Origin of the sequence: Nannocystis pusilla (genome assembly GCF_026626665.1) — a bacterium.
In the GTDB taxonomy this organism is placed as follows: Bacteria; Myxococcota_A; Polyangia; order Nannocystales; family Nannocystaceae; genus Nannocystis; species Nannocystis pusilla.
The window spans coordinates 7,532,668-7,556,268 of sequence record NZ_JAPNKE010000002.1; the positions used below are offsets into that span (position 1 = coordinate 7,532,668).

The 23,601-nt window shown below is 72.3% G+C and carries 25 protein-coding genes and 1 pseudogene; 14 read left to right on the forward strand and 12 right to left on the reverse strand.

The features are described from left to right. Nucleotides 1-129 precede the first annotated feature (129 nt). On the forward strand, nt 130-624 hold the full coding sequence (locus OV079_RS33110) for a hypothetical protein (RefSeq protein WP_267711610.1): 495 nt from the start codon (nt 130-132) through the stop codon (nt 622-624). Nucleotides 625-648: 24 nt separating this feature from the next. Here OV079_RS33110 and OV079_RS33115 read toward each other — a convergent pair whose 3' ends face one another. Then, the gene (locus OV079_RS33115; RefSeq protein ID WP_267773210.1) at nt 649-957 is read right to left on the reverse strand and encodes a hypothetical protein; all 309 of its coding nucleotides are present in this window, start codon (nt 955-957) and stop codon (nt 649-651) included. A 91-nt stretch (nt 958-1,048) separates the two neighbouring features. On the opposite strand from OV079_RS33115, the gene OV079_RS33120 reads away from it, so the two are divergent. Further along, nucleotides 1,049-2,134 (forward strand): NAD(P)/FAD-dependent oxidoreductase, encoded by a 1,086-nt coding sequence (locus OV079_RS33120; RefSeq protein WP_267773212.1) that lies wholly within the window; start codon nt 1,049-1,051, stop codon nt 2,132-2,134. 1 nt (nt 2,135) lies between these two features. Here OV079_RS33120 and OV079_RS33125 read toward each other — a convergent pair whose 3' ends face one another. Further along, nucleotides 2,136-2,924: a Stp1/IreP family PP2C-type Ser/Thr phosphatase gene (locus OV079_RS33125; protein ID WP_267773213.1), complete on the reverse strand. Its 789-nt coding sequence runs from the start codon at nt 2,922-2,924 to the stop codon at nt 2,136-2,138. A 50-nt stretch (nt 2,925-2,974) separates the two neighbouring features. Here OV079_RS33125 and OV079_RS33130 point away from each other — a divergent pair, with 50 nt between their 5' ends. Beyond that, nucleotides 2,975-4,618, forward strand: a complete 1,644-nt coding sequence (locus OV079_RS33130) for a DUF4388 domain-containing protein (protein WP_267773214.1) — start codon at nt 2,975-2,977, stop codon at nt 4,616-4,618. Between the two features lie 158 nt (nt 4,619-4,776). Here the strand turns inward: OV079_RS33130 and OV079_RS33135 are convergent, their stop codons facing one another. Together OV079_RS33135 and OV079_RS33140 are read right to left on the reverse strand one after the other, a co-directional pair. Continuing rightward, entirely contained in the window at nt 4,777-5,751 is a 975-nt protein-coding gene (locus OV079_RS33135) for a spermidine synthase (RefSeq protein ID WP_267773215.1), read from the reverse strand. Between the two features lie 38 nt (nt 5,752-5,789). Continuing rightward, nucleotides 5,790-6,779 (reverse strand): spermidine synthase, encoded by a 990-nt coding sequence (locus tag OV079_RS33140; RefSeq protein WP_267773217.1) that lies wholly within the window; start codon nt 6,777-6,779, stop codon nt 5,790-5,792. Nucleotides 6,780-6,858: 79 nt separating this feature from the next. Here OV079_RS33140 and OV079_RS33145 point away from each other — a divergent pair, with 79 nt between their 5' ends. The 4 genes from OV079_RS33145 to OV079_RS33160 all read left to right on the forward strand — a co-directional run bounded on the left by OV079_RS33145 (nt 6,859) and on the right by OV079_RS33160 (nt 9,786). Continuing rightward, nucleotides 6,859-7,308 (forward strand): hypothetical protein, encoded by a 450-nt coding sequence (locus OV079_RS33145; RefSeq protein WP_267773219.1) that lies wholly within the window; start codon nt 6,859-6,861, stop codon nt 7,306-7,308. A 128-nt stretch (nt 7,309-7,436) separates the two neighbouring features. Further along, nucleotides 7,437-8,465: a hypothetical protein gene (locus OV079_RS33150; protein ID WP_267773221.1), complete on the forward strand. Its 1,029-nt coding sequence runs from the start codon at nt 7,437-7,439 to the stop codon at nt 8,463-8,465. 150 nt (nt 8,466-8,615) lie between these two features. Beyond that, a complete protein-coding gene (locus tag OV079_RS33155; RefSeq protein ID WP_100792782.1) occupies nt 8,616-9,344 on the forward strand; it encodes a sigma-70 family RNA polymerase sigma factor in 729 nt (242 codons plus the stop codon). Between the two features lie 19 nt (nt 9,345-9,363). After that, nucleotides 9,364-9,786 carry an anti-sigma factor family protein gene (locus tag OV079_RS33160; protein WP_267773223.1) on the forward strand — a complete coding sequence of 141 codons (423 nt, stop codon included), beginning with the start codon at nt 9,364-9,366 and terminating at the stop codon, nt 9,784-9,786. A gap of 225 nt (nt 9,787-10,011) precedes the next feature. On the opposite strand, the gene OV079_RS33165 is transcribed toward OV079_RS33160, so the two are convergent. The 4 genes and pseudogenes from OV079_RS33165 to OV079_RS33180 form a co-directional block, all read right to left on the reverse strand. Next, complete coding sequence (locus OV079_RS33165) at nt 10,012-10,776, reverse strand: adenylate/guanylate cyclase domain-containing protein (RefSeq protein WP_267773225.1); 765 nt, start codon at nt 10,774-10,776, stop codon at nt 10,012-10,014. Between the two features lie 370 nt (nt 10,777-11,146). Then, nucleotides 11,147-12,184: pseudogene (locus OV079_RS58990) on the reverse strand (CHASE2 domain-containing protein); the annotation flags it as partial. 85 nt (nt 12,185-12,269) lie between these two features. Beyond that, complete coding sequence (locus tag OV079_RS33175) at nt 12,270-12,911, reverse strand: hypothetical protein (protein WP_267773227.1); 642 nt, start codon at nt 12,909-12,911, stop codon at nt 12,270-12,272. Beyond that, a complete protein-coding gene (locus tag OV079_RS33180; RefSeq protein WP_267773229.1) occupies nt 12,887-13,363 on the reverse strand; it encodes a FecR family protein in 477 nt (158 codons plus the stop codon). Before OV079_RS33180 ends, OV079_RS33175 begins: the two co-directional genes overlap by 25 nt. Before the next feature lie 310 nt (nt 13,364-13,673). On the opposite strand from OV079_RS33180, the gene hisH reads away from it, so the two are divergent. From hisH to OV079_RS58995, 6 genes are all read left to right on the forward strand, one after another. Next, a complete protein-coding gene (gene hisH, locus OV079_RS33185) occupies nt 13,674-14,294 on the forward strand; it encodes an imidazole glycerol phosphate synthase subunit HisH (protein WP_267773231.1) in 621 nt (206 codons plus the stop codon). After that, nucleotides 14,294-15,016, forward strand: coding sequence for a 1-(5-phosphoribosyl)-5-[(5-phosphoribosylamino)methylideneamino]imidazole-4-carboxamide isomerase (locus OV079_RS33190; protein ID WP_267773233.1), 723 nt, complete (start codon nt 14,294-14,296; stop codon nt 15,014-15,016). Before hisH ends, OV079_RS33190 begins: the two co-directional genes overlap by 1 nt. Next, nucleotides 15,010-15,825, forward strand: coding sequence for an imidazole glycerol phosphate synthase subunit HisF (gene hisF, locus OV079_RS33195; RefSeq protein WP_267773234.1), 816 nt, complete (start codon nt 15,010-15,012; stop codon nt 15,823-15,825). Before OV079_RS33190 ends, hisF begins: the two co-directional genes overlap by 7 nt. Before the next feature lie 66 nt (nt 15,826-15,891). Next, the gene (gene hisIE / locus OV079_RS33200; protein ID WP_267773237.1) at nt 15,892-16,617 is read left to right on the forward strand and encodes a bifunctional phosphoribosyl-AMP cyclohydrolase/phosphoribosyl-ATP diphosphatase HisIE; all 726 of its coding nucleotides are present in this window, start codon (nt 15,892-15,894) and stop codon (nt 16,615-16,617) included. Nucleotides 16,618-17,055: 438 nt separating this feature from the next. Then, complete coding sequence (locus OV079_RS33205; protein ID WP_267773239.1) at nt 17,056-17,652, forward strand: glycerol-3-phosphate acyltransferase; 597 nt, start codon at nt 17,056-17,058, stop codon at nt 17,650-17,652. 116 nt (nt 17,653-17,768) lie between these two features. Next, nucleotides 17,769-17,897 (forward strand): RNA recognition motif domain-containing protein, encoded by a 129-nt coding sequence (locus OV079_RS58995; RefSeq protein ID WP_420829558.1) that lies wholly within the window; start codon nt 17,769-17,771, stop codon nt 17,895-17,897. A gap of 455 nt (nt 17,898-18,352) precedes the next feature. Here OV079_RS58995 and OV079_RS33215 read toward each other — a convergent pair whose 3' ends face one another. The 4 genes from OV079_RS33215 to hisS form a co-directional block, all read right to left on the reverse strand. Further along, nucleotides 18,353-19,447: a ferritin-like domain-containing protein gene (locus OV079_RS33215; RefSeq protein ID WP_267773242.1), complete on the reverse strand. Its 1,095-nt coding sequence runs from the start codon at nt 19,445-19,447 to the stop codon at nt 18,353-18,355. An 80-nt stretch (nt 19,448-19,527) separates the two neighbouring features. After that, nucleotides 19,528-19,689 (reverse strand): helix-turn-helix domain-containing protein, encoded by a 162-nt coding sequence (locus OV079_RS33220; protein WP_267773244.1) that lies wholly within the window; start codon nt 19,687-19,689, stop codon nt 19,528-19,530. Continuing rightward, nucleotides 19,632-20,972 carry a sigma-54-dependent transcriptional regulator gene (locus OV079_RS33225; RefSeq protein ID WP_267773246.1) on the reverse strand — a complete coding sequence of 447 codons (1,341 nt, stop codon included), beginning with the start codon at nt 20,970-20,972 and terminating at the stop codon, nt 19,632-19,634. The genes OV079_RS33220 and OV079_RS33225 overlap by 58 nt, the downstream gene beginning before the upstream one ends. 146 nt (nt 20,973-21,118) lie before the next feature. After that, nucleotides 21,119-22,336, reverse strand: coding sequence for a histidine--tRNA ligase (gene hisS / locus OV079_RS33230; RefSeq protein WP_267773249.1), 1,218 nt, complete (start codon nt 22,334-22,336; stop codon nt 21,119-21,121). Between the two features lie 764 nt (nt 22,337-23,100). Here hisS and OV079_RS33235 point away from each other — a divergent pair. Then, nucleotides 23,101-23,574 (forward strand): hypothetical protein, encoded by a 474-nt coding sequence (locus tag OV079_RS33235; RefSeq protein WP_267773250.1) that lies wholly within the window; start codon nt 23,101-23,103, stop codon nt 23,572-23,574. Nucleotides 23,575-23,601 lie beyond the last annotated feature (27 nt).

A 23,601-nucleotide genomic window follows, 5' to 3' on the forward strand; every position in this document is an offset into this window, starting at 1 on the left:
AGGCCGCGGCCTGCCCGGGGGACCCGGGCGTGACCTGGAGCACCCCCGCGCGCCGGGCCGGCGAGGTCGCGCGGCGCGGGATTTTTCGACTTTCCTGGCCCGGCCGTCTTCTGTAGTGTTCCCCGCGCCATGGCCTTCCAGTACCAACCGGGGATCTTCAAGACCACGAAGTTCCTGCCCGAGCACGAGGCGACCGTCGCCCCCAACCTGCTCATCCTTATCCGCACCGACGCCGAGTTCGCGCCCGCCTCGGTCCTGCTGCCGGTGCAGAACATCCACAACCAGTGGCGCTTCCAGATGCCCGGGGTGAAGGTCCCGAAGGTCGACTACGGCTGGGGCTCGTCGCTCGTCAAGCTGCCGCACGAGGGCTTTTACCGGCTGACCCGGGAGTTCAAGTTCGGCGACAACGGCCGCTGGCTGCCCAACGCGATCGTCCAGCTCGGCTACACCCGCGGCGCCGAGCCCATCCTCTTTATCGCCCAGCGCCGCAACCCGCTGGTGGCCAACGACCTGTTCTTCAGCGACAAGGGCGTCAAGGTCGAGCTCAGCGACATCACCGGCAACAACGCGATGCTCGAGGCGCTGACCTGGTTCCAGGAGCAGGAAGGCGCTGCCAAGCGCTGACCGCCGCGCCCGACCCCGGCCCCATCAGGCCGAGCGGGTCGGGCGGTTCTCTTCGGTGATCTCGTCGCCGACCTCGACGCGGATCGTCTGGCCCTTCTGGCCGCGGGCCTGGATCCGCTGCAACAACATCGCACTGGCGCCGCCCTGGTTGATCCAGCCCTCGTCGGACTCGTCGACGACCTTGTTGAACACGACGATCCGCAAGGGCACCGGCGGCGTCACCCGCAGGCCGTTCCGCTGCCAGTAGAAGAACGGGCTGTACCACAGCGTGTCGATGGTCTCCCACTCGTCGTCGGTGCGGAACGTGTGGCTCTTGATATGCATCTCGGCCATAGGCGGGCTTCCCCGTGGGGGTTTAAACCTCGCGGCCCCGCCAGGCAAGCGACGCCGTGTCGCAGGTAGCCGCGCCTGCTAAGGTTCGCGCGTGACCGGCGTGGACCAGGTCGACGTCGTCGTCGTCGGCGCCGGCGTGGTCGGCTGCGCGGTCGCGTCGACCCTCGCGCGCCGCGGCCACGAGGTGCTCGTGCTCGAACGCGAGGCCAAGGAGGGCACCGGAGTGTCGAGCCGCAACAGCGGCGTGATCCACTCCGGCCTCTACTACCCGCCGGCCTCGCTCAAGGCCGAGACCTGTCTGCGAGGACAGGAACTTTTGTACAGTTGGTGCGCGGCCCACGGGGTGAGTCATGCGCGCCTCGGCAAGCTGGTGATCGCCCGCACGGCCGACGAAGAAGTTGCGTTGCAGGCGCTCGCCGCCGACGCGGATGCGGCCGGGGCGCGAGGCTGCGTGCTCGTCGGCGCGGCCGCGGTGCGGGCGCGCGAGCCCGAGCTGCCGGACGTGCGGGCGGCGCTGTGGTGCCCGAACACCGGGATCGTGGATGTCCACGGGCTGTGCGCCTCGCTACGGGCCGACGCCGAGGCGCACGGGGCGGTGTTCGGGGTGCGCACGCGGGTGTTCGCGGCCGAGGTCGCGGGCAGCGCCGTGGCACTACAGACGACGCGCGGGCCGATCTCGGCGGCGCGGGTGGTCAACGCCGCCGGGCTGCACGCGGACGAATTGGCGACGATGTTGGGGGCGGAGTCACCGCGCATCTTTCCGTGCCGCGGCGACTACTTCAGCCTGAAAACGCGGGCGCGCTACCGCCACCTCATCTATCCGGTGCGAGCGCGCGGCGCGGCCGGCCTCGGCGTGCACCTCACCCTCGACCTGGCGGGCGCGTATCGACTCGGACCTGACGTCACGTACGTCGAGGCGCGCGACGACTTCGGCCCGGCGGCGCACAAGCGGGCCGCGTTTCATCGCGCCGCGTGTGCCTTGCTGGGGCCGATCGCCGAGGACCAGCTCGCCTACGATGGTTGCGGGATCCGCCCCAAGCTGCGCGGCCCCGACGAGCCGGCCGAGCGCGACTTCGCGGTCTTCGCCAGCCCCGGCTGCGTCCACCTCGTCGGCATCGAGTCGCCCGGCCTGACCGCCGCGCTGGCGCTGGCCGAGCGGGTGTCCGCGCTGCTGTGACTCAGGGCTTCTCGATGCGGCAGAGGATGGCGGTGATGTTGTCGCCGCCGCCGGCGTCGTTGGCGGCCTTGATCAGCTCGTTGCAGCTGGTGTCGAGGCTGTCGCGGGCGGTGATGATCTCGAGCAGGACGCGGTCGTCGAGCATGCCGCTGAGGCCGTCGCTGCACAGGAGGAACACGTCGCCGACCTTGAAGGCGTCGAAGATGACGTCGACGTGGACCTGGTCGGCGAGGCCGAGGGCTCTGACCACCACGTTCTTCTGGGGGAAGTGGACCCCTTCGTCGCCGCTCAATTCCTTCATGCGGAGGTAGTCGTTGAGCAGCGAGTGGTCCTCGGTGAGCATCTGAATCCGGCCTTCGCGGATCCGGTAGACCCGGCTGTCGCCGACGTGGCCGATGAAGAAGCGGCCCTGGTTGAAGTAGATGGCGTCGACGGTGCAGCCCATGCCCTTCTTGCTGCCGTCGGCGGCGGCCGTCTCGAAGATGTTCGAGTTGGCGAGCTGGATGGCGACGCTCATGCGCTGCTTCTCGATCTCGAGCGAGGGCAGCTTGAACGGCCAGGTGTTGGGGCCGCTGCGGGCGGTGTCGCGGTAGTGCTGGTCGATGGTCTCGACGGTGATCCGGCTGGCGACGTCGCCGGCGGCGTGGCCACCCATGCCGTCGGACACGACCGCGAGGGCCATCTCGCGCGGGATCAGCAGGCTGTCTTCGTTGTGGGCGCGGACCAGGCCGATGTCGGTCTTGCCGGCGAAGCGGACCCGATGCGGGCCGACCATGAAGCTGATGCTCATGCGAGGCCAAACGTAGCAGGCCGGCGCGCCGAAGTGCTAGCATCGAAGCCATGGAGACGGCCCCGCCGAGCGCCGACCCGCAGGTCGTCGACCTGGCCAGGATGAGCCTGCCCCGGCTCATGTTCGCGCTGCTGCACCGCCGCTTCACCGGGACGATCAGCCTCACGCCGCCGGCCGCGGACGTGCCGGGCCGGAGCGCCGACGCCGGCGCGCGGCGGGTGTGGTTTCAGGGCGGGATGCCGATCTTCACCGACTTTTCCAGCCCGCACGACTCGATCGGCCAGGTCCTCGTCGATCTCGGGCTCATCGAGCCGGCGGAGCGCGACCGCGCGATGGCCGAACTGGCCCGTCTGGCCCAGCCGGGGGCCCCCCGTGAGCGTTTCGGCCATTACCTGGTGCGCCGCCGCCTCCTCACCGGCGGCCAGCTCCGCAAGGCGCTGCGCGTCCAGTGCGCGCGCAAGGTGGTCCACCTGTTCGCCCTGCGCACCGGCACGGTGCAGATCGTCGCCGGCGACGCCGCCGCCGCCGAGACCGACGCCTCGCAGCCGACCCAGGTCAACAGCCTCGAGCTCATCCACGCCGGCGTGGTCGCCCACTTCGACCCACGCCGGATCGCCGCCGAGATGGGCCTCCTGCTCGACGGCCCGCTGCGCCTGCGCTCGTCGTTCGACCGCTACCGCAACCAGTTCCACTTCTCCAAGGGCGACGAGGCGATCGCCGACGCCCTCCGCCCCGGCAACCTCTACGTCACCGACGTCGCCCGCCTGTCCGGTCAGCCCGAGGCCCGCGTCGCCGCGGTCGTCTACACCCTGTGGGCCTGTCAAATGCTGAAGTCGGCCAACGCGCCGCCCGAGCAGGCGACCGGGCCGAACGCCACCCTGCCCGAAGCGACAGGTTCTTCGATACCTGTCCTCAAGAACAGCAAGCCCGCCGGCCGCGAGAGCCTGCGCGCCGCCGAGTTCGCCGGCGAGCTCGAGCGCCTCGAGGCTGCCATCGCCGGCGGCGCCAACGCGTTCGACCTGCTCGGCCTGGCGACCACCGCCGACCGGGCCCAGATCCGCGCGGCCTGGCACGTGCTGAGCCGGCGCTTCCACCCCGACAGCCTGCCGCACCAGGGCCTCGCCCACCTGCGCGAGCGCTCGCAGGCGGTGTTCGCCGCGCTGAGCGAGGCCTACCAGCGGCTGTCCGACGACGCCCAGCGCGAGCAGATCGTCGCGCTGCTGCGCGGCGGCCAGCCGCTCACGCGCGGCCCCGCGGGCCCGAGCGCGCAGCAAGTGCTCGAGAGCGAAGTGGTGGTCCGCGAGGGCGACAAGCTGCTGCGCGCCGGCAACTTCGACCGCGCGCTCGAGCGCTACCGCGCCGCGGCGGCGCTCAACCCCGAGGAGCTCGAGATCCGCGCCGCCCTGGCGTGGTGCGAGTACCAACTGGCCGCCGACAAGGCCGCGCTCCGCGACACCACCCGCGCGGCGCTGTTCGAGGTCCTGGCCCGCCAGCCGCGCTGCGTCCGCGCCCACTACGACCTGGGCCTGCTGTCCCTCGGGTCAGGCGACGACGAACAAGCGCTGCTGCACTTTAATCAAGTGCTCGAGCTGGAGCCCGACAGCATCGACGCGAAGCGGCAGATCCACGCGATCCAGCTGCGCCGCTCGACGCCCGAAGGGCCGCGACGCAAGCTGTTCGGCCCGCGCAGGTGACGGCGCCTGGCCGCTGACCGCTCGTGATGATTCGGCGCGCCGTGGCGCTCGACACATGATGCCTGCGAAGGCGCCTGTCGCTGCACATGTGGCGAGAGACATGCCCCTTTCGACCTTACCTCGCGGACATGTCCCCTCGGGCATGTCCCATGGAACAGTCACAGCCCGTAGCGGCAGTTCTTCACGCAGGTCTCGTTGTGCCGGCCGGCCGCCGCCTCGAGCTCTGCCGGTTTGAAATCGTCCTTGAGCACCTCGGCGGTGTCTTCCCAGTCGCGGCGGACGTAGTAGCGGGCGGCGAGGCCGAGCATGTCGGCGTCGAACTGGGGCTGGACCGTGCGGGCGTTGGCGCGGATCTGGTAGGCCCCGACGCGCTCGCGGCCGGCCGAGGCGACCAGCGTCGTCTGGTTGCCGGTCTCGCTGACGAAGCTGTAGCGCTGGGGGAACACGGCCGAGGTGGTCTCGCGGTCGTGCGGGTACATGCGCGTGACGTTGTGGAGGTTGGCGACCACCACGCCGTCGGGCGCCAGGCGGGCCAGGCAGGCGCGGTAGAACTCCGCGGTCTTGAGGTGGTAGGGCACGAACACGCCGCGGAAGGCGTCGAGCATGATCATGTCCCAGCGGACATCCGCGGCCGCGCGCTCGACGAACAGCCGCGCGTCGGCCACGTGGACGCGGTAGCGCGGGTCGTCCTTCGGCACGTCGAAGAACTCCTGGGCCAGGCGCACCACCTCCAGGTCGATGTCGACCGCGTCGATCTCGAGCTCGGGGAAGCGGGCCTTCAAGTAGTTGCTCATGCCGCCGCCGCCGAGGCCGAGCATCAGCAGACGGCGCGGGCGCGGCTGCAGCAGGAAGCCGGCCATCATCGTCCGCGTGTAGTCGAGATCGAGGCTCTGCGGGCGCGAGCGGTCGTGGCGCGACTCGATGAACTGGGTGCCGTCGTCGCCGACGAAGTACATGGTGCGGACCGTGCCGCTCTCGGCCACGCGGATCCGGTTGTAGCGCGACACGGCCTCGGCGAGCACCGTCTCGGCCGCCGCGGCCGGGCGCGCGATCGCAGCTGCCCCGAAGGCCAGGCTGCCGCCGCCGAGGAGCAAGAGGCCGCGGCGCGAGAGCGAGGGCGAGGCGAGGGTCACGGCCAGAACATAGCCCGAGCGCCGGCCCGGCGGTAGCGCTAGCGGTACTTGCAGCCGCGCAGGCACGAGCCGTTGTTGCGCTCGGCGGCGGCGGCCAGGTTGTCGGCGGGGAAGTCGTCGCGCAGCACCTGCGCCCGCTCCCAGTCGCGGCGGGCGTAGTAGCGGGCCGCCAGGCCCAGCATGTCGACGTCGTCGAAGCGCGGCTGGATTTGGCGGGCGTTGGCGCGGAGGGCGTAGACGCCGAGGCGCGCGGGGGCGGCGCTGGCGACCAGAGTGGTTTGATTGCCGGCCTCGCTGAGGAAGCTGTAACAGCTCGGGTAGACCGCGGCGATCGTCTCGCGGTCGTGCGGGTACATGCGCGTGACGTTGTGGAGGTTGGCGACCGCGACCCCGCCGTCGGCCAGCCGCTTCAGGACCTCGCCGTGGAACTCGGCGGTCTTGAGGTGCAGCGGGACCTGGACCCCGCGGAACGCGTCGAGCACGATCATGTCCCAGCGCTGGTCCGCCGGCGCGCGCTGGAGGAACAGCCGGGCGTCGGCCACGTGGACGCGGTACGACGGGTCGGCCGTCGGCACGCCGAAGAACCCCTGGGCCAGGCGCACCACCTCTGGGTCGATGTCGACCGCCTCGAGCTCGAGCCCGGGCAGGCGTTCGTGGAAGTAGCCGGGCAGCGCGCCGCCGCCGAGGCCGAGCACGAGGATCCGCCGCGGCTCGGGGTGGACGACGAAGCCCGCCAGCATGGTGCGGAAGACGTCGAGGTCGAGGCTGCGCCGGTGCGCCACGTCGATGCGGGTCTCGATGTACTGCGTGCCGTCGTCGGCGATGAACAGCATCGTCCGCACCGAGCCGCGCTCGACCACGCGCACGTGGTTGTAGCGCGAGCGGCCCTCGCCGAGGACGCGCTCGCCTGTCCCCGAGGACATATTATTGCCCGGCCCGGCCGCCCGGACCGCGCGCGCCGGCAGCACACCGCCGAGGCCGGTGACCGCCGCTCCGCCGAGCTGCTGGAGAAAGCTCCGCCGCTGCACGCGGGCGACTGTAGCGCACCGCCCGGGCGCCGCGCCGCAAACTTGGCCGGCGCTGAAGACCGTGGCATAGGCCGCGGTCGTGAGACCCGCTGCCCTGATCGGCTTCGCCGCGGCCGCCCTCCTGCTCGGCGCGCTCGTCGTCGGTTACTTCGTCGCCATCCCGACGCTGTCGGCCTCGCCGCTGCTCGACGCCAACCTCGCGCGCGCCCTGACGGCCCCGCTGGGCCAGCGCCTCGCCGACCTCGCGGTCCTCTTCAGCGTCGTCCTCGCGCTCGCCGCTCCGCGGTGGATCGCCTCCAAGGCCGGCACCACCATCGCCCTCGTCCTCACCGCCGCCGCCCTCGCCCACCGCCTGCTGCTCGTGCCGCACCTCGACCGGCTGTGGGCCCGCGTCGACGTCGTCGCCGCCCGCCCGGTCGACCTCCTCGCCGAGGCCCAGCGCTGGAGCGACCACCAGCAGTGGCTGCTGCTGGCGATGTGTGTGCTCGTCCTCGCGCTGTTCGGCCTGGCCTCGCGCCGCACCGTCTGACACCCTCTGCCTGGCCCCGATCTTGCTACGGCGAGGCGGCCCCCGCCGACATGCCCGACAACCGCCGCGCCCTTCGCCATTCGCCCGCCCGTTCGGGCCGCCGTGCCTGCCTTTCCGCCGCGCTGGCCGTGTCCGCGGCGGTTGCCATCCCGTCACGGGCGCAGGCCGCCCCTGGACTGGATGGCACGCGCAACCTCGGGATGGGCGGAGCGACGCGCGCCTCGTCGACCGGCTCGGGGGCCATGCTGGCCAACCCGGCCAACATGGGGTTCACGCGCCAGTTCTTGATCGACCCGGTCTACCAGGCGCAGATCGAGAACAACACCCACGGGGTCGGCATCCAGGCGATGGACTCGCTGATGAACCCGCGGGTGGCCGTCGGCCTCGGCTACGTGGCCACGCTGGGCCTGCCCAACGTCACCTTCAAGGACGACCGCGGCGGCGACCACCAGCTCGAGCTGTTCCACATGGCCCACGAGGTCGGCCTGCCGATCGCCATCAACGCCGCGCCCGGGTGGCTCGCGTTCGGCGTCCGGCCCAAGTTCCTGCAGTCGAGCCTGCGCTTCGTCGACGCCCAGGGCGACCCGCACGACGCCAAGAAGCAGCGGCTCGCCTTCGGCCTCGACCTGGCGATGACCGTGTCGATCAAGCAGTTCGTCAACGTCTCGGTGGTCGGCCAGAACCTGGTCGGACCGGCGCCGCCGGCCACCTCGCTGCGGCTCGACCCGTTCGTGGTCGCGGCCGACAGCCTCAGCCGTAGCCAGGTCAGCCTGCTGTCCGACTTCCCGCGCACTCTGGCCCACGGCCTGGCGGTCTTCCCCACCCGTCAGAACGGCTTCTCGATCAACTTCGACGGCCTTTACGACTTCACGTCGTTCCGCCACCAGGACAAGTACACGCGGATGATCTTCGCCGGCGGCGCCGAGTACACCATCAAGAACGCGGTGCCGCTGCGCCTCGGCGGCTACTGGGACAGCCGCGGGCGCGGCAAGCAGGACGACCGCGGCTTCATCGCCTGCGGCATCGGCTTCGTCCGCGACGCGCCGAAGCGGGGGATCGGCTTCGACCTCGGGGTCGGCTTCTCGCGCCAGATCACCGGCCCCGACCCTGAGACCCGCCTGGCCGTCAACCTCGGCATCCGCATCAATCCTCAGTGATGCCGCAGTGATGCCCGCTCCGCGTCGGCAATAACGCGGCGCGCCGGGCGAACTTCGCCGCCCGGACCGCCCGCGCGCGGGACGTGCCCGTGACGGAGGTTCGCACAGGAACCTTGCCCCGGCCCCGCGGTCTGGACGACAGTGAGTCGCGTGACCGACCCCGAGCGAGTGTACAGCGCCGAGGAGCTCGCCGCTGCCGCCCCGCCCGACGAGCCCGAGCCGGCGCCGGCTCCCGACGAGACCTTGACCCCGGAGCAGCGGGCCGAGAACGCCCGCCGCGCCGAGCAGGACCGCCGCGATCGCCAGCTGGTCCGTCGCCTCAAGCAGGGCGACGAGGCCGCGTTCCGCGAGCTGGTCCACACCTATCAGAACCGGATCTTCGGCCTCATGCTGCGCATGATCGGTAACCGCCAGGAGGCCGAGGACCTCGCGCAGGAGGTGTTCATCATCGTCTACCGGGCGATCGGCAACTACCGCGGCGAGGGGCGCTTCTACACCTGGCTCTACCGGGTCGCCACCAACACCTGCAAGAACCGGATCAAGTACCTCAAGGGCCGCAACTTCCACCGCAGCCTCGACATCGACGAGACGCCGCAGGCGCAGATGCCGGCCGCCGAGACCGGCGCGGTCATCACCTTCCAGAGCCAGGTGCCGGGCCCCGAGGCCGTGACCGAGGGCATGCGCATGGAGAAGATCGTCCAGCGCGAGCTCGCCGCCCTTGACCCCGACCATCGCCTGCTCATCGTGCTCCGCGACGTGCAAGGCATGTCGTACCAGGACATCATCAAGATCACCGGCCTGCAGGAGGGCACGCTCAAGTCGCGCCTGCACCGGGCGCGCCTGGCGCTGAAGGAGCGCCTGGAGCCCTTCATGCGCTGAGGCGCCGAGGATCGTTCTTATGGCCAAGCCCGAGACCGACAACGCCGAAGCGCTGATGAGCGCCTACCTCGACGAGGAGCTCGACGCCGAGGGCAAGAGCAAGCTCGAGGCGATGCTCGCCGACTCGCCCGAGGCGCAGCGGGAGCTGTCCGGCCTGCAGAGCATGCTGCGCCTGGTCAAGGGCCTGCCCGAGGAGCAGGCGCCGCCCGACTTCTACGAGAAGGTGGCGAAGAAGATCCGCCGCCGCCGCTGGCTGCGCGGCGACTACCTGATCGCCCTCAGCCTGCCGTTCCAGATCATCAACGTCCTCGTGATCCTCGCCGTCGCGGTGGTCTACATGATGCTCCACCTCGACGGCGACGTCGCCGGCCGCAAGCTCGAGCGCGACCCGACGGTGCAGAAGGCCAAGCCGCCCGAGACGCCTGCCGCGCCTGCGCCTTAGAGCCTGTCCTTACGAGCATGTCCTTGCGGGCATGCCTTTCCAGGCATGTCCTTGCGGGCTTGTTCTTGGTTCATGCCCCCAGCGCGCCCTCGACGCGCAGGCGGCGGAGGTCGCCTGCAACGGCGACGAATCGGCCGGATCCATCCTGTCCATACGAACATGCTTGGAAGGACATGACGGAGAGGCCTCGTCGCCGGGCTCGCGCCGCGGCGCGCCCGTCCGCGCTCACTTGTGATGGAACACGGCCACGCCGTCCCAGTCGGGCGGCGCCGTGTCGCCGAGGCCGGCCAGGCGCGCCAGGTGCAGCCGCACCACCGGGTCGTCGGGGTTCTCGGCCTGGAACGCCAGCCACTCCGCGCGCGCCTTTGAAAACTCGCCGGCGCGGAAGGCCGCCAGCGCCGCGGTCCAGCGGTCCAGCGCCGCGTACTCGGCGACCGCCCCGCCCGGCCCCGCCAGCAGTTCGAAGATGGCCGCCGGCTGGCCCTTGCCCTTTACGCGCACCAGGTCGACCTCGCGGAAGCGGTAGCTCGCCGGCGCGGCCGCGCGGGTGCCGGCGCCGACCAGGCAGAACACCCCGTAGGTCTTCGTCAGCCCCTCGAGGCGCGACGCCAGGTTCACCGCGTCGCCGCACACCGTGTAGTCGAAGCGGTCGGCCGAGCCCATGTTGCCGACCACCATGTCGCCGGTGTTGATGCCGACGCCGATCTGCAACTGCTCGACCCCGAACTGGCGCAGCGACGGCTGCAGGCGCGCGAGCGCGGCGTGCATCGCCAGCGCCGTCGAAAGGCCGCGCTCGGCGTGGTCGGCCCGGGCCACCGGCGCGCCGAACACCGCCATCACCGCGTCGCCGATGTACTTGTCGAGGTAGCCGGCGCGCGACATCACCTCCTGCGTCATCGGCGTGAGGAACGTGTTGAGCAGCGCGACCAGGTCCTCCGGCGACAGCCGCTCGGCCACGCTGGTGAAGTCGCGGATGTCGGAGAACAGCACCGTCAGCTCGCGCCGCGCCCGCCGAGGCCGAGCGCCTTCGGGTCGGCCAGCAGCTCGTCGAGCACCTCCGCGCCGAGGTAATTCGAAAGGTCCGGCGCAGCCGCGCCCGCTGCAGCGCCTCGCCCGCGTACGCGGCCGCCAGCGCCGCCGAGCCTGCGACCACCGCGGCCAGCAGCGGCCACACCAGCGCCAGCCACAGGTGCGCGCGCGTGAACGCCAGCGAGGCCGCCGCGACGTCGAGGCCGACCACCGCCACCACCCCGGCGATGCGCAAGAGCGGCCCGGCGCGCAGGGCCGCGACGAACAGCAAGCTGACCAAAAGGCCAGACGCCAGCGTGAACAGGGCGTCGGTCAGGGCCGAGCTGCGGACCAGCGGGTCGCCGGCGAGGATCGTGTCGACCGCGGTGGCCTGCAGCTCGACGCCCGGCAGGTCGCGGGCGAACGGGGTGCGGACCACGTCGTGGCCGAAGTAGGTCACGCCGAGCAGGACGATCTTGCCGCGCAGGACGTCGTCGGCGCGGCCCTCGACGACGTCGACCGCCGACACCGTGGTGAAGGTGCCGGCGTCGCCGCGGAAGTTGAGCACCACCGCCTCGTGGTCGCCGAGCGGGACCCGGCGCGCCCCGATCTGCAGGCTCGACTCGCCGCCGAGGAACGCCAGCTCGGCGCGCCCGAGGCCCTCGCGCAGGGCCACCAGCTGGACCGCCAGCGGCGCGTAGGCGGCCTCGCCGACGCCCCAGGCCGCGGGGATCGCCCGCACCGCCCGGTCGCGCTCCTCCTCGACCGTGATCCCGCCGAGCGCCCGCGCCCCCGCGGCCAGCTCCGGCAGCGACACCAGCCCCGCCTCGGCCGTGCGGATCGGGGGCGAGCGCGCGTCCTGCTGGCCGTAACGGCCGTGCCGCAGCGTCGCCGCCTCCGGCAGCGGCCGCCCATCGCCTGCCTCTTGGGTCAGGTGAATGGCCAACACCACGTTGCCCGCCGCCGCGACCGCCGCGGCCAGCTCGGCGTCGCCCATCAGCTCGCGCGCGACCTCCTGCAGCAGCGAGTCGGCCTGTCCTTGTGCACCTGTCTCCGAGAGCATGCTCTTTTCGACATGTCCTTTGACACGCCTGGTGAGCTCCGGCGACAGCACCTCCTCGGGGTCGATGTAGACCTGGTCGACGCCGATCGCCGCCGGCCCGGCCGCCGCGATCGCCCGCACCAGCGCGGCAGTGCCGGCGCGGCGCTGGTACAGCTCGGGCCGGCGCTCGAGCGTGGCGTCGTCGATCGCCACGATCACGACCTCGCCGGTGGGCGGCACCGGCCCGCGCCAGCGGAACCGCTGGTCGAGGCTGGCCCGCTCGAGCGCGTCGACCCAGCCGATCTCCAGGCGCGTGCGCTCCAGCCCGCACAGCAGCGCGATCGCCACGCCGATCAGCGCCGCCAGCAGCGCCGGCGAGCGCCACGGGGCGCGCCGGCGGCGGTGCGGAGGGGGTTCGCCGGGCCGCCGCGCATCACCGCCTTACGCGCACGATCACCCAGCCGTCGCCCACGCCGGTCAGGCGCTGGTTCAGCAGCTCGCCGGCGCACGCCGGCGCCGGCTTGCCGCCGCCGAGCGCGACCTCCTTGACGATCCCGCCGACCACCTTGAGCCGCAGCTCGGGCCCGGCCACGCCCGGCACGGCCGCGGCCACGCACTGCGCCAGCGCATGGCGCCGCGTCTTGAGGGCCTCGGGCAGGCTGGTCCGCGTGACCTGGGTGTCGGGGCTCGTCTCGAGCACCCACGAGTCGGCCAGGTCGGCCGCGGACGACGAGCTCTCGGCCTCGGGCGCGCTGCCCGACGGCGGCACGCCCTGGCCCGGCGGCGGCGGCGGCTCGCTCTTCTTCGTCGAGGACTTGTCCTTCTTCGCGTCCGTGTCGACCGGCTTCTGCGACGGCGGCGGCGCCACCGGGTCGGCCGGACCGGCGAGATCGTCCTCGCCGCGCTTGTTGGGCAGCGGCGCGCGGCTCTTGCCGATGCCCGCCTTGGCGTTGCCGTCGAGATCCTCGTCCCGGTCGCCGCGCTTGGTCTCGGGCTCGGCCGCGACGTCGGTGAGCGGCGCCTCGGCCTGCTCGGCCTGCTCGGCGGGCTTCACCGGGGCCGGCGGGGCCTCCATCTTGGCGACCGGGGCCGGGGTCTCCCCGAGGCCCTGCGGGCGTTCCAGCCGGCGATCCGCTCGAGCCGGTCGGCCCCGCCGACGCGGGCGAAGGCCTCGGCGCCGAGCGCCTTCTCGAACAGCTCCGCCACGCTCTCGGCGGGCGGCGGGTCGTCGAGGTGGGCCAGCGCGCGGACCGGCGTCGACTGGTCCTCCTCGAGCTTGATCACGTAGCCGTTGGCCAGCACCACCACCGCCAGCGACCCGGGGGTGGTGATCACCGTGTCGCCGCGGCGCAGCGGCAGCTCCGGGCGGCCCGGCGTGACGGCCCCCTGGGCGTCGCGGACGCTGACCTGGCCCTCGACCACCGCCAGCAGGGCCACCTCGGCCTGCGGATCTGCCACCGGCGCCGGGCCCGTAGCGGCGCTCGTGCCCGGCTCCCCGCAGCCCGTCAGCAGCAGCAGCAGCGCCACTGGAACCCCCACATGCCTCGACGAGCCGTGACGCGCATCGTGCCTCCTGCCGGTCAGACGGGCGTATACCACGAAAATCCGGGCCTCTCGGGCGCGCGGCCCGGCGTCTTCTGTCCGCGAGGACAGCCGCGAACGTCCTCGTCGCGCGCGGCCCCGCCCATTTTCGCCGTGCGAGCGCGCGTGACCACGAATTCAGCGCTTGACATTTCGAGTTCTTCGCGCTGCAGCCCCGGTACGCCGTACCGTACGGTGTCACGTAAAAGCCGCGCTGGATCTGAGCGGACCTGTGATAAAAACCGGCTGTTCCCTCATGCCGCGCGAAGTCATCCTGGTCGACAGTCAGCTCGGGAACCTGGACAGCGTCGAACACGCGCTCATCCAGGTAGGCGCCTCGGTGATCGTCTCCAGCGACCCCGACCGCGTCGCCACCGCGCGCATGGTGGTGTTCCCCGGCCAGGGCTCGTTCGGGCCGACCACGCGGGCGCTGGTCGACGGGGCCATGGGCGCGGCGCTGCGCATGGTCATCGAGCGCGGCGACCCGTTCCTCGGCATCTGCCTCGGCATGCAGCTGCTGTTCGAGCAGAGCGACGAGGGCGGCGGCTTCGACGGCCTCAAGGTGCTGCCGGGGCGCGTGCGCCGGTTCCCGGCCGACATGCGGGCCGGCGAAGATCCCGACGCCGCGCGCCTGAAGATCCCCCACATGGGCTGGAGCGACGTGCAGCCGACCGGCGAGCACTTCTACTTCGCCCACAGTTACTACGTCGAGACCACCGACCCCAGCCTCGTGATGTGGTGGTGTCGCTACGGCAGCGTCGAGTTCCCGGCCACGATCTCGCGCGGCAACGTGTTCGGCTGTCAGTTCCACCCCGAGAAGAGCCAGTGGTCGGGGCTTCGGTTCCTCCGCAGCTTCATCCTCGGAGGCCGCGCCTGATGCTGGCGATCCCCGCCATCGACCTGATGGGCGGCAAGGCGGTGCGCCTGCAGGAGGGCGACCCGCGGCGAGCCACGATCTACGCCGACGACCCGGCCGCCGCGCTGCGCGACTTCCTGGCCGCGGGCGCCAGGCGCGTCCACGTCGTCGACCTCGACGGCGCCTTCGCCGGCCGCCCGGTCCAGACCGACCTCGTCCGCGAGCTCGTGGCCGTCGCCCACGCCGGCGGCGCCGAGGTCGAGGTCGGCGGCGGCCTGCGCGACGCCGCCGCCGTCACCGCCGTGCTCGACACCGGCGCCGACTACGTCGTCGTCGGCACCCTCGCCGTCCGCGACCCCGACGCGGTGTCGCTGCTGTGCCGCCAGTACCCCGGCCGCATCATCGTCGCCATCGACGCCCGCGACGGCCTGGTCGCCCTCGCCGGCTGGCAGGAGCGGACCGCCGTGCCCGCGCTGGCGCTGGCCAAGACCGCCGCGATCTGGGGCGCCGCGGCGCTGCTGCACACCGACATCGCCCGCGACGGCCTGCAGTGCGGGCCGGCCGTCGACGCCACCATCAGCCTGCAACGCGCCGTCCCCAGCGTCCTCGTGATCGCCAGCGGCGGCGTCGGCTCGCTCGCCGACCTCGACGCCCTGCGCGCCGCCGACGTGCGCGCGGTGGTCCTCGGGCGGGCGCTCTACGAAGGTAGCTTTACGTTGGAGGAGGCCCTCGCTCGATGTTGAAGCGCCGTGTGATCCCCTGCCTCGATATCAAGAACGGCCGGGTCGTCAAGGGCGTCCATTTCGCCAACCTGCGCGACACGGGCGACCCCGTCGAGGCCGCGCGCGCCTATGACACGCAAGGCGCCGACGAGCTGTGCCTCCTCGACATCACCGCGACCACCGAGGGGCGTGACACCTTCGTCGACGTGGTCCGCCGCGTGGCCGGGCAGATCTTCACGCCGCTGACCGTCGGCGGCGGGGTCCGCCGCGAGGCCGACGTCCGCCGCCTGCTGGCCGCCGGCGCCGACAAGGTCGCCGTCAACAGCGCCGCGGTCGCCAACCCGCTGCTGATCCGCCAGCTCGCCGACCGCTACGGCAGCCAGTGCATCGTCGTCGCCGTCGACGTGCGCCAGCTGAAGCCGCTGCCGGGCGAGACCGACCCGCTGTACGAGGTCGTGATCCACGGCGGCACCCGCTCGACGGGGCTCGACGCGGTGTCGTGGTGCGAGCAGGCCGCCTCCCTGGGCGCAGGGGAGATCTTGCTGACCTCGATGGACAAGGACGGGACCCGCGACGGCTACGACCTGGCGATCACCCGCGAGGTCAGCCGGCGCGTGCCGATCCCGGTGATCGCCTCCGGCGGCGTCGGCTCGCTCGAGCACCTGCGCCAGGGCCTCGACCCCAAGGAGGGCGCCGCGGACGCCGCCCTCGCCGCCTCGATCTTCCACTTCGGCCTCTACACCATCGCCCAGGCCAAGCACTACCTGGCCGACCACGGCATCCCCGTCCGCCCGCACGAGGCGCCGCGCGGGGTGCTCATCACCGGCTGACTGTTCGGACATGCCCGCTCGGGCATGTCCGTCGGTACCTGCCCCGACGTTCCTGGCCCTCCGGACATGTCCCTCCCGACAGACCCCGCCGCCCTGTGGTCGACGCTGACGCCCGGCCCCGACGGCCTGGTCGCGGCGGTGGTCCAGCACGTGGACACCGGCGAGGTGCTGATGCTCGGCCACATGAACGCCGAGGCGCTGGCGCGCACGCTGGCGAGCGGGCGCGTGACGTTCTGGAGCCGCAGCCGCCGGCAGCTGTGGGAGAAGGGCGAGACCTCGGGGCACACCCTCGAGCTGCGCGGGCTCGCCGTCGACTGCGACGCCGACGCGCTGCTGGTCCGGGCCGCGCCGCGCGGGCCGACCTGCCACACCGGCGCGCCGAGCTGCTTCTTCCGCCCGGTCGGCGAGCCGGCGGCGGCGCGGCCGAGCGCGGTGTTCGAGCAGCTGTTCGCCGAGATCTGCGAGCGCAAGGCCGGGCGCGGGATGACGAACCGCGCCGGCAAGAGCTACGTCCGCGACCTCCTCGCCGGCGGGGTGGCGAAGATCGCCGCCAAGCTGCACGAGGAGGCCGGCGAGCTGGCCGAGGCGCTGGCCGAGGACGACCGCGGCCACATCGCCCGCGAGGCCGCCGACCTGCTGTTCCACGCCCTCGTCGGCCTGGCCCACCGCGATGTCCCGCTCGCGGACGTCGCCGCCGAGCTCGCGCGCCGCATGGGCCGCAGCGGCCTCGACGAGAAGGCCGCCCGCGCCCCGGCCGCCGCCGAGCCGGACGAACCTGCGCCCTCGGGCTGACGCCGACGGCGAGACCGGCCAGCACACACCACAGTTACCAGGCGCCTGGACGGACCTGCGCCCTCGGGCTGACGCCGACGGCGAGACCGGCCAGCACACACCCACAGTTACCAGGCGCCTGGACGGACCTGCGCCCTCGGGCTGACGCCGACGGCGAGACCGGCCAGCACACACCCACAGTTACCAGGCGCCTGGACGGACCTGCGCCCTCGGGCTGACGCCGACGGCGAGACTCGCCAGGCCGCACGCCCGCAGGTACCGGGCGCCTGGACGGACCTGAGCTTCGCGCTGACGCCGACGGCGAGGCCGCCAGGCGCGCCCGCGGTTAGCGGGCGCCGCGGCCGGGCGCGAGGGTCTTCAGCACGATCTGCGCGCCGCCTTCGGCACGGCGCCAGGGTCCCGGACGGCGCGGCGGAGAGCGGATATGCTGGGCGCGTCATGGCTCTGAGCGTCCTCGGGTGGTGTCTCTTCGCCTACCTCATCGCTGCGATCCCGATGGGCGTGGTGGTCGGATATTTGCGCGGGGTCGACATCCGGCAGCTCGGCTCCGGCAACATCGGCGCGACCAATGCCTCGCGGGTGCTCGGCGCCAAGTGGGGCCTCGTCGTGTTCGCGCTCGACGTCTTCAAGGCCTACCTGCCGGTCCGCATGGCCATGGAGTCCGGCCTCGGCGACCTGCCGGACGCGCCGTCGGCACTCGCCTGGGTCGGTCTGGCGGCGACCCTCGGCCACATCTTCCCCGTCTATCTCGGGTTCCGCGGCGGCAAGGGTGTCGCTTGCGCGCTCGGGGTCTTCTCCGCCCTGCTGCCGCTCGCCGGGCTCATCGCCGCGGTCATCTACGTGCAGACCCTCGCCCTCACCCGCGTGTCCGCGATCGGCTCGCTCACGGCCGTCAACGCCGCGGCGCTGCACATCTTGATCACCGACGCGCCGCCGGCCTACAAAGGGTTGGTCGTTGCGATCGCCGCGCTCATCTGGGTCCGGCACCGCGGCAACCTCCGCGAGCTGTCCCGCTCGCGCAGATCCCCGCCCTGACTCATGCCCGCGCCCAAGACCCGCACGCTCTACGTCGGAGGCTTGCCCCCCTCGGCCTCCCCGAAGCGCTGCGCGAAGCCTGGGCCCAATTCGGCGTCATCGACGACGTCCGCCTGATCCCCCGCCGCGAGCTCGTCATCGCCTACGTCACCTTCGCCGACGAGGCCGCCGCCCACGGCGCCCGCCGGGCCCTCGACGGCTCGACCTTCGCCGGCCACCGCCTGCGGGTCGAGTTCGCCATCTGACCCTTTGGGCATGCTCTGAAAAGCATGCCTCTTGCAGCATGTCCCATGGAACATGCTCTCGAGAGCATGTCCCTGGGGTCGGAGGACGCGGCTCGTGACGGGGGCCTCCGCCCGCTCGCCCGCTCGCGCCGGGAGCGAAGTCCTCCGGCGCAGGTCGCCTGCTCGCGCCGGGCGCCGCGACGGAGGAGCTCGACGCCCGCGAGCGCAAGCCCGAGCGAGGAGCGACGGTCGCCCCGAGCGTCGCCGCTCTCGAACTTCGGAGCTCGCGCGAGGAGCGACGGTCGCCCCGAGCGGCGCCGCCGTCGCCGCTCTCGAACTTCGGATCTCGCGCGAGGAGCGACGGTCGCCCCGAGCGTCGCCGCTCTCGAACTTCGGAGCTCGCGCGAGGAGCGACGGTCGCCTCGAGCGGCGCCGCTCTCGGGTTCGGAGCTCGCGCGAGGCAGGCGGTCGCCGCCTCAGGCCGCGCGGGACCACAGCGCCGCGTCGAGCTCGCCGCACAGGCGGACGGCGGTGGCGGCCGGCGGCAGGCCGAGGACGCGCAGGGCCGGCTCCTCGAGCAGGCCCAGCGAAGCCTGCAGCTCGGCGATCGCCGCCCGGCGGGCGCTCGCCACCGCGGCCCGGCCGGCCGCGTCGAGCTGTCCCATGAGCCAGGCGTCGATCGCCCACGCCAGCTCGGCGTGACGCGCCTCGTCGGCGGCGATCTCCTCGTACATCGTGCGCAGCGCGGGCTCGGCGGCGAAGCGGGCCTGATGCGCGGCCGACAACGCCGCCCACGTCTCGCGCACGCAGCCCTCGACCGCGTTCTCGACTGCGATGGCGAGCAGCTCGCGCACCGCCAGGGCCACGTGCGTCGGCGGCGTGACCTCGGCCCCGCGGGCCCGGGCCGCGTTCGCCACGACCTCGGCGTGCCGCACCTCGTCGGCCACGGCGGCGTCGATGCGCGCGAGCAGCTCGGCCGGCGCGCCCCAGGCGGCCAGCTCGCGCGCGAGCGAGCGGAACGCGTGCACCGAGGCCGCCTCGTCGTGAGCCGCGCGCGCCAGCCAGGCCCCCGCCGGCTCGGCCTCGGCCCGCTCGCCCCGCGACGTCACGCAGGCGTGGCGGCGGCCCTCGCAGTAGGCCGGGAGCGTGCAGGCGACGATCACCTTCGTCGCCTCCTGAGTGACCTCGCAGTCGAGCGGCTGTTCGAACTCGTCGACTCGATACTTGCAGACCAGCGCGCAGGCCTCGGCCTCGGACAGCGCCTCGCCCCCGGTCGCGTCCGTCGTGCTCGCGCCCGCATCCGTCGTGCCGGTGCTCGCGTCCGTCGTGCCGGCGTCCGTCGTGCTCGCGTCCGTCGTGCTCGCGTCCGTCGTACTCGCGTCCGTCGTGCTCGCGCCGGTCGTCACCGCATCCGGGCCGGTCGTCGTGCCGTTCGGGTCGGGCGGCCCGCTGGGATTGTTTCGCTGAAACTCGGACCACTCCTCGGGGGTCAGCTCGACCTCCTGCGTGTACTGCGAGCCCTTGCAATTGCCGATGGAGTCGCCGCAACCGGCCAGCAGGTTGGCGAACAAGACTGCGAGGGGTAACGACAAATAAGAAGAAGAATGCATACGGCCGAGCGTAGCAGCCCGTCCGCTGCACGCCAACGGCGTCACCCGCCGCGGGCGATCCCCAGAAGTTTCATTTTTTTATGGAGATGCGTGCGCTCGACGTCGAGGGTCTCGGCCGTCTTCGATACGTTCCAATTCAGCTCGCTCAGCCGCTGGAGGATGAACGCGCGCTCGACCGAGTCGCGGAAGGCCTTGAGGGACATGCCCGGAGGGACAGCTCCTCGCCGAACTGCACCACCGCGTCGCCGCCGACCGGCGCCCCGGCCTCCTCTTCCGGGTCGCCGCGGATCTCCAGCGGCACGTCGCCGAGCTCGATGTCGCCGTCGGACAGGATTGCGATCCGCTCCATCACGTTGCGCAGCTCGCGGACGTTGCCCGGCCACGGATACGTCTCGAGCGTGGCCTGGGCCGCCGGCGACATCCGCTTGGGCGCGATGCCGTTCTCGTGGCAGGCGAGGTCGAGGTAGTAGCGGCACAGCAGCGCGACGTCGCCGGGGCGCTCGCGCAGCGGCGGCACCGAGATCGGCACCACCGCGAGGCGGAAGTACAGGTCCTCGCGGAACTCGCCCGTGCCCACGAGCTCGCGCAGGTTGCGGTGGGTCGCCGCCAGCACGCGCACGTCGACCTTGATCGGCCGCTCGCCGCCGACGCGCATCAGCTCGCCGCTCTGCAGCACGCGCAGCACCTTGGCCTGCGCGTTGAGGTCCATGTCGCCGATCTCGTCGAGGAACAGGGTGCCGCCGTGGGCCAGCTCGAACAGGCCGCGCTTCTGCCCGGTCGCGCCGGTGAACGCCCCGCGCTCGTGACCGAACAGCTCGCTCTCGATCAGCTCGCGCGGGATCGCGGCGCAGTTGACCTTCACGAACGCCGCGGCCCGCCGCTCGCTGGCGTCGTGGATCGCCCGTGCCACCAGCTCCTTGCCGGTCCCGCTCTCGCCCTCGATCAGCACCCGCGCCCGCGTGCCGCCGACCTTGATCACCTGGCGCAGCAGCTCCTGCATCGGCCGCGACTCGCCGATGATCTCCCGCCGCGCCCGCGCTCGCAGGCTGCGCAGCTCGGCCTCGGTCTGGTAGTGCCTCAGCGCGTTGCGCACGCTGACGATCACGCGGTCGCGCGCGAGCGGCTTCTCGAAGAAGTCGAAGGCGCCGAGCCGCGTCGCCCGCACGGCGTCGGTGACGGTGGCGTGGCCGCTGATGAGGATGACCGGCAGCGGCGGGGTGCCGCCGCCGATCTCGCACAACTTCTCCAACAGCTGCAGGCCCGACATGTTGGGCAGGCGGACGTCGACCATGACCACCTGGATCGGCCGCTGCCCCTCGGGCCCCTCCACGAGGGCGCGCTGGATCATCTCCAGGCCCTCCTCCGCGCTGTCGGCGTCGAGCACCGTCGCGCCCTCGCCCTCGAGCACCATGCGGAGCGTGCGACGGATGTTGCGCTCGTCGTCGATGACGAGGATCGTGCCGCCCAGGCCCGTGGTCTCGCTCATGCGCGTACGATCCTAGCACCGCCGGCGGCACGCTCGCTCTGCCCGCGACGGCGCCCGCGATGGCCCCCCGCAGGTGTCTGGCGTCGAAGTGCGCGGCGCCCGCAGCGGACTCGTCGTCCTCGCGCGCCGCCTCGCGTCTCACCGAATCACTGGCGCAGCAGTGCGCGCACCGCCTCGCCCGCGCCCTCGAGCGCGACGCGCTCCTGCGAGCCGCTCGCCAGGTGCTTGAGCGTGACCTGCCCGGCCTTGAGCTCCTCGCCGCCGACGATCGCCGCCACGGGCGCCTTCACGCCCGGCGCGTCGGCGTACTGCAGCTGCTTGCCGAGCTTGGCCTCCTCGGGGAACACCTCGACCTTGACGCCCTGGCGGCGCAGCGAGTGGGCCACGCGCAGCGCCTCGACGCGCGACGTGCCCTCCATCCAGCACAGCAGCACGTCTGGCCCGATGGACAGGTTGGGGAACATCCCGCGCTCCTCCATGACCACGAGGATCCGCTCGAGGCCGAGGGAGAAGCCGACCGCCGGCACCTGCTTCTTGCCGAACATGCCGACGAGGTTGTCGTAGCGGCCGCCGCCGCCGAGGCTGCCGGCGAGGTCGGGCACCGCGATCTCGAAGATCGAGCCGGTGTAGTAGCCGAGGCCACGCGCGAGGTCGAGGCTGAGCTGGATGTGCGGCCCGGCCGGCGTCGCCGCCAGCAGGTCGAACAGCTCCTCGAGCTCGGCCAGCGCCTTGAGCCCGAGCTCGTCGGTGATCTGCTTGCGCACCCGCTTGATCGGCGTCTTCGGCCCCTCGGCGATCTGATTGAGGTCGAAGCCGAACAGCTGCTCGCCGTCGGCGGTGAGCACGAGCATCATCAGCTTGTTGGCCGCCTCGGTGCTGATCCCGCGGGTCGCCAGCTCCTCGAGCACGCCGCCGTGGCCGACCTTGTCGAGCTTGTCGATCGCCACCAGCGCCGCCGCCTCGTGGGCGACGTCGATGCCGGCGTGGTGCATCATGGCCCGCAGCAGCTGGCGGTGGTTGATGCGGATCTTGAAGTCCGTGAAGCCGAGCGCGTGCAGGACCTCCGCGACCGCGCCGCACACCTCCGCCTCGGCGACGAGGCTGCTCGTGCCGGTGACGTCGACGTCGCACTGGTAGAACTCGCGGAACCGGCCCTTGCCCGGCCGGTCGGCGCGCCACACCGGCTGGATCTGGTAGCGTTTGAAATATTTGGGGAGGTCGTACTGCGCGGCCACGCGAGCCAGCGGCACGGTGAGGTCGTAGCGCAGGCCCTGGTCGGACAGCTGGCTCTCGTAGAGCCGCACGTCGGCCCGCGCCTCGCGGTTCGCGTCCTCGCCGGCCGCCTCCCGCTCGTCTTCCGACAAGCCCGCGACGAGCTTGGCCCCGCCTCGAGCCCGCGGTGCAGCGCGTCCCGCCGGTGCAGCAGGCGGTACAGCAGCTGGTCGCCCTCCTCGCCGTATTTGCCCAGCAAGGTGCTGAGGTTCTCGATCGCGGGGGTCTCGAGCGGGACGAACCCGTAGCTGCCGTAGATCCGGCGGACCACGTCGATGACGTGCTGCCGCCGGGCGATGTCGGCGGGCAGGAAGTCACGCATACCGCTCGGCGGCTTGGTGGAGATCTTGGGGGCGTTCATGGCGTCGAAGAAGGGCAGCGCTCGGCTCGCCCGGTCATTGCCATGCCAGGACCGGGCCGCCGGCGCAAGGCCGTCGCGTGCAGCGCGGTCGTGTGCCAAATAAAGGGCCATGGCCCCCGAATCGGACCTGCCGCGCGAGCCGCCCGACGTTTTCTACCCGGTCAGCGACGACGCGGGTCAGAGCAGCCTCCAAACGGTCGTGCGCCACCTCCTGCTCGACTTGCTCGTGGACTACTTCACGGCCCTCGAGCGCGATGTGTTCGTCGGCGCCAACCAGTTCTTCTATTACAAGCAGGGGGATCCGCGATCGGTGGTCGCGCCGGACGTCTACGCGATCGACGGCGTCTCGCTCCACCTGACCGAGGTCGAGAACTGGAAGACCTGGGAACACGACGGCAAGGCGCCGACCCTGGCGCTGGAGATCGTGTCCGACGAGTACAAAAGGACTACAGCGACCGCCTCCTCGAGCGCTATCAGGACCTCGGGGTCCGCGAGTTGGTCCGCTACGATCCCGTCCACCTCACGCGTCGCAAGCGCGAGCTGTTCGCGCACTTCGTGCGCGACGAACGCGGGCAACTCGTCCGCCGGCCGAACATCGGCGACCGCATCCAGCTCGTCTCGTACGATCTGTGGCTCGTCCGCGGCGCCCACGATGAACTTCGCCTCGGCCTCGGCCCCAAGGGCGAATCGCTGTGGCCGACCGCGCAGGAGCGCATCGCCCAGGCCAGCGAGCGCGCCGCCGTCGACGCCGAACGCGCCGCCGCCGAGGCCGCCCGCGCCGACGCCGAAGCCGGCCGTGCGGTCGCCGAAGCGGAGCGCGCCGCATCCGAGGCCGCCCGTGCCGCTACAGCAGCGGAGCGCGCCGCCTCCGAGGCCGCCCGCGCCGCTGCAGAAGCCGAGCGCGCCGATTCGGCGCAGGCCGAGCTCGAGCGCCTGCGGGCCGAGCTGGCAGCCTTGCGTAGCGGGTGACCTGACCTTCAACCAGGTCGCTCCCGG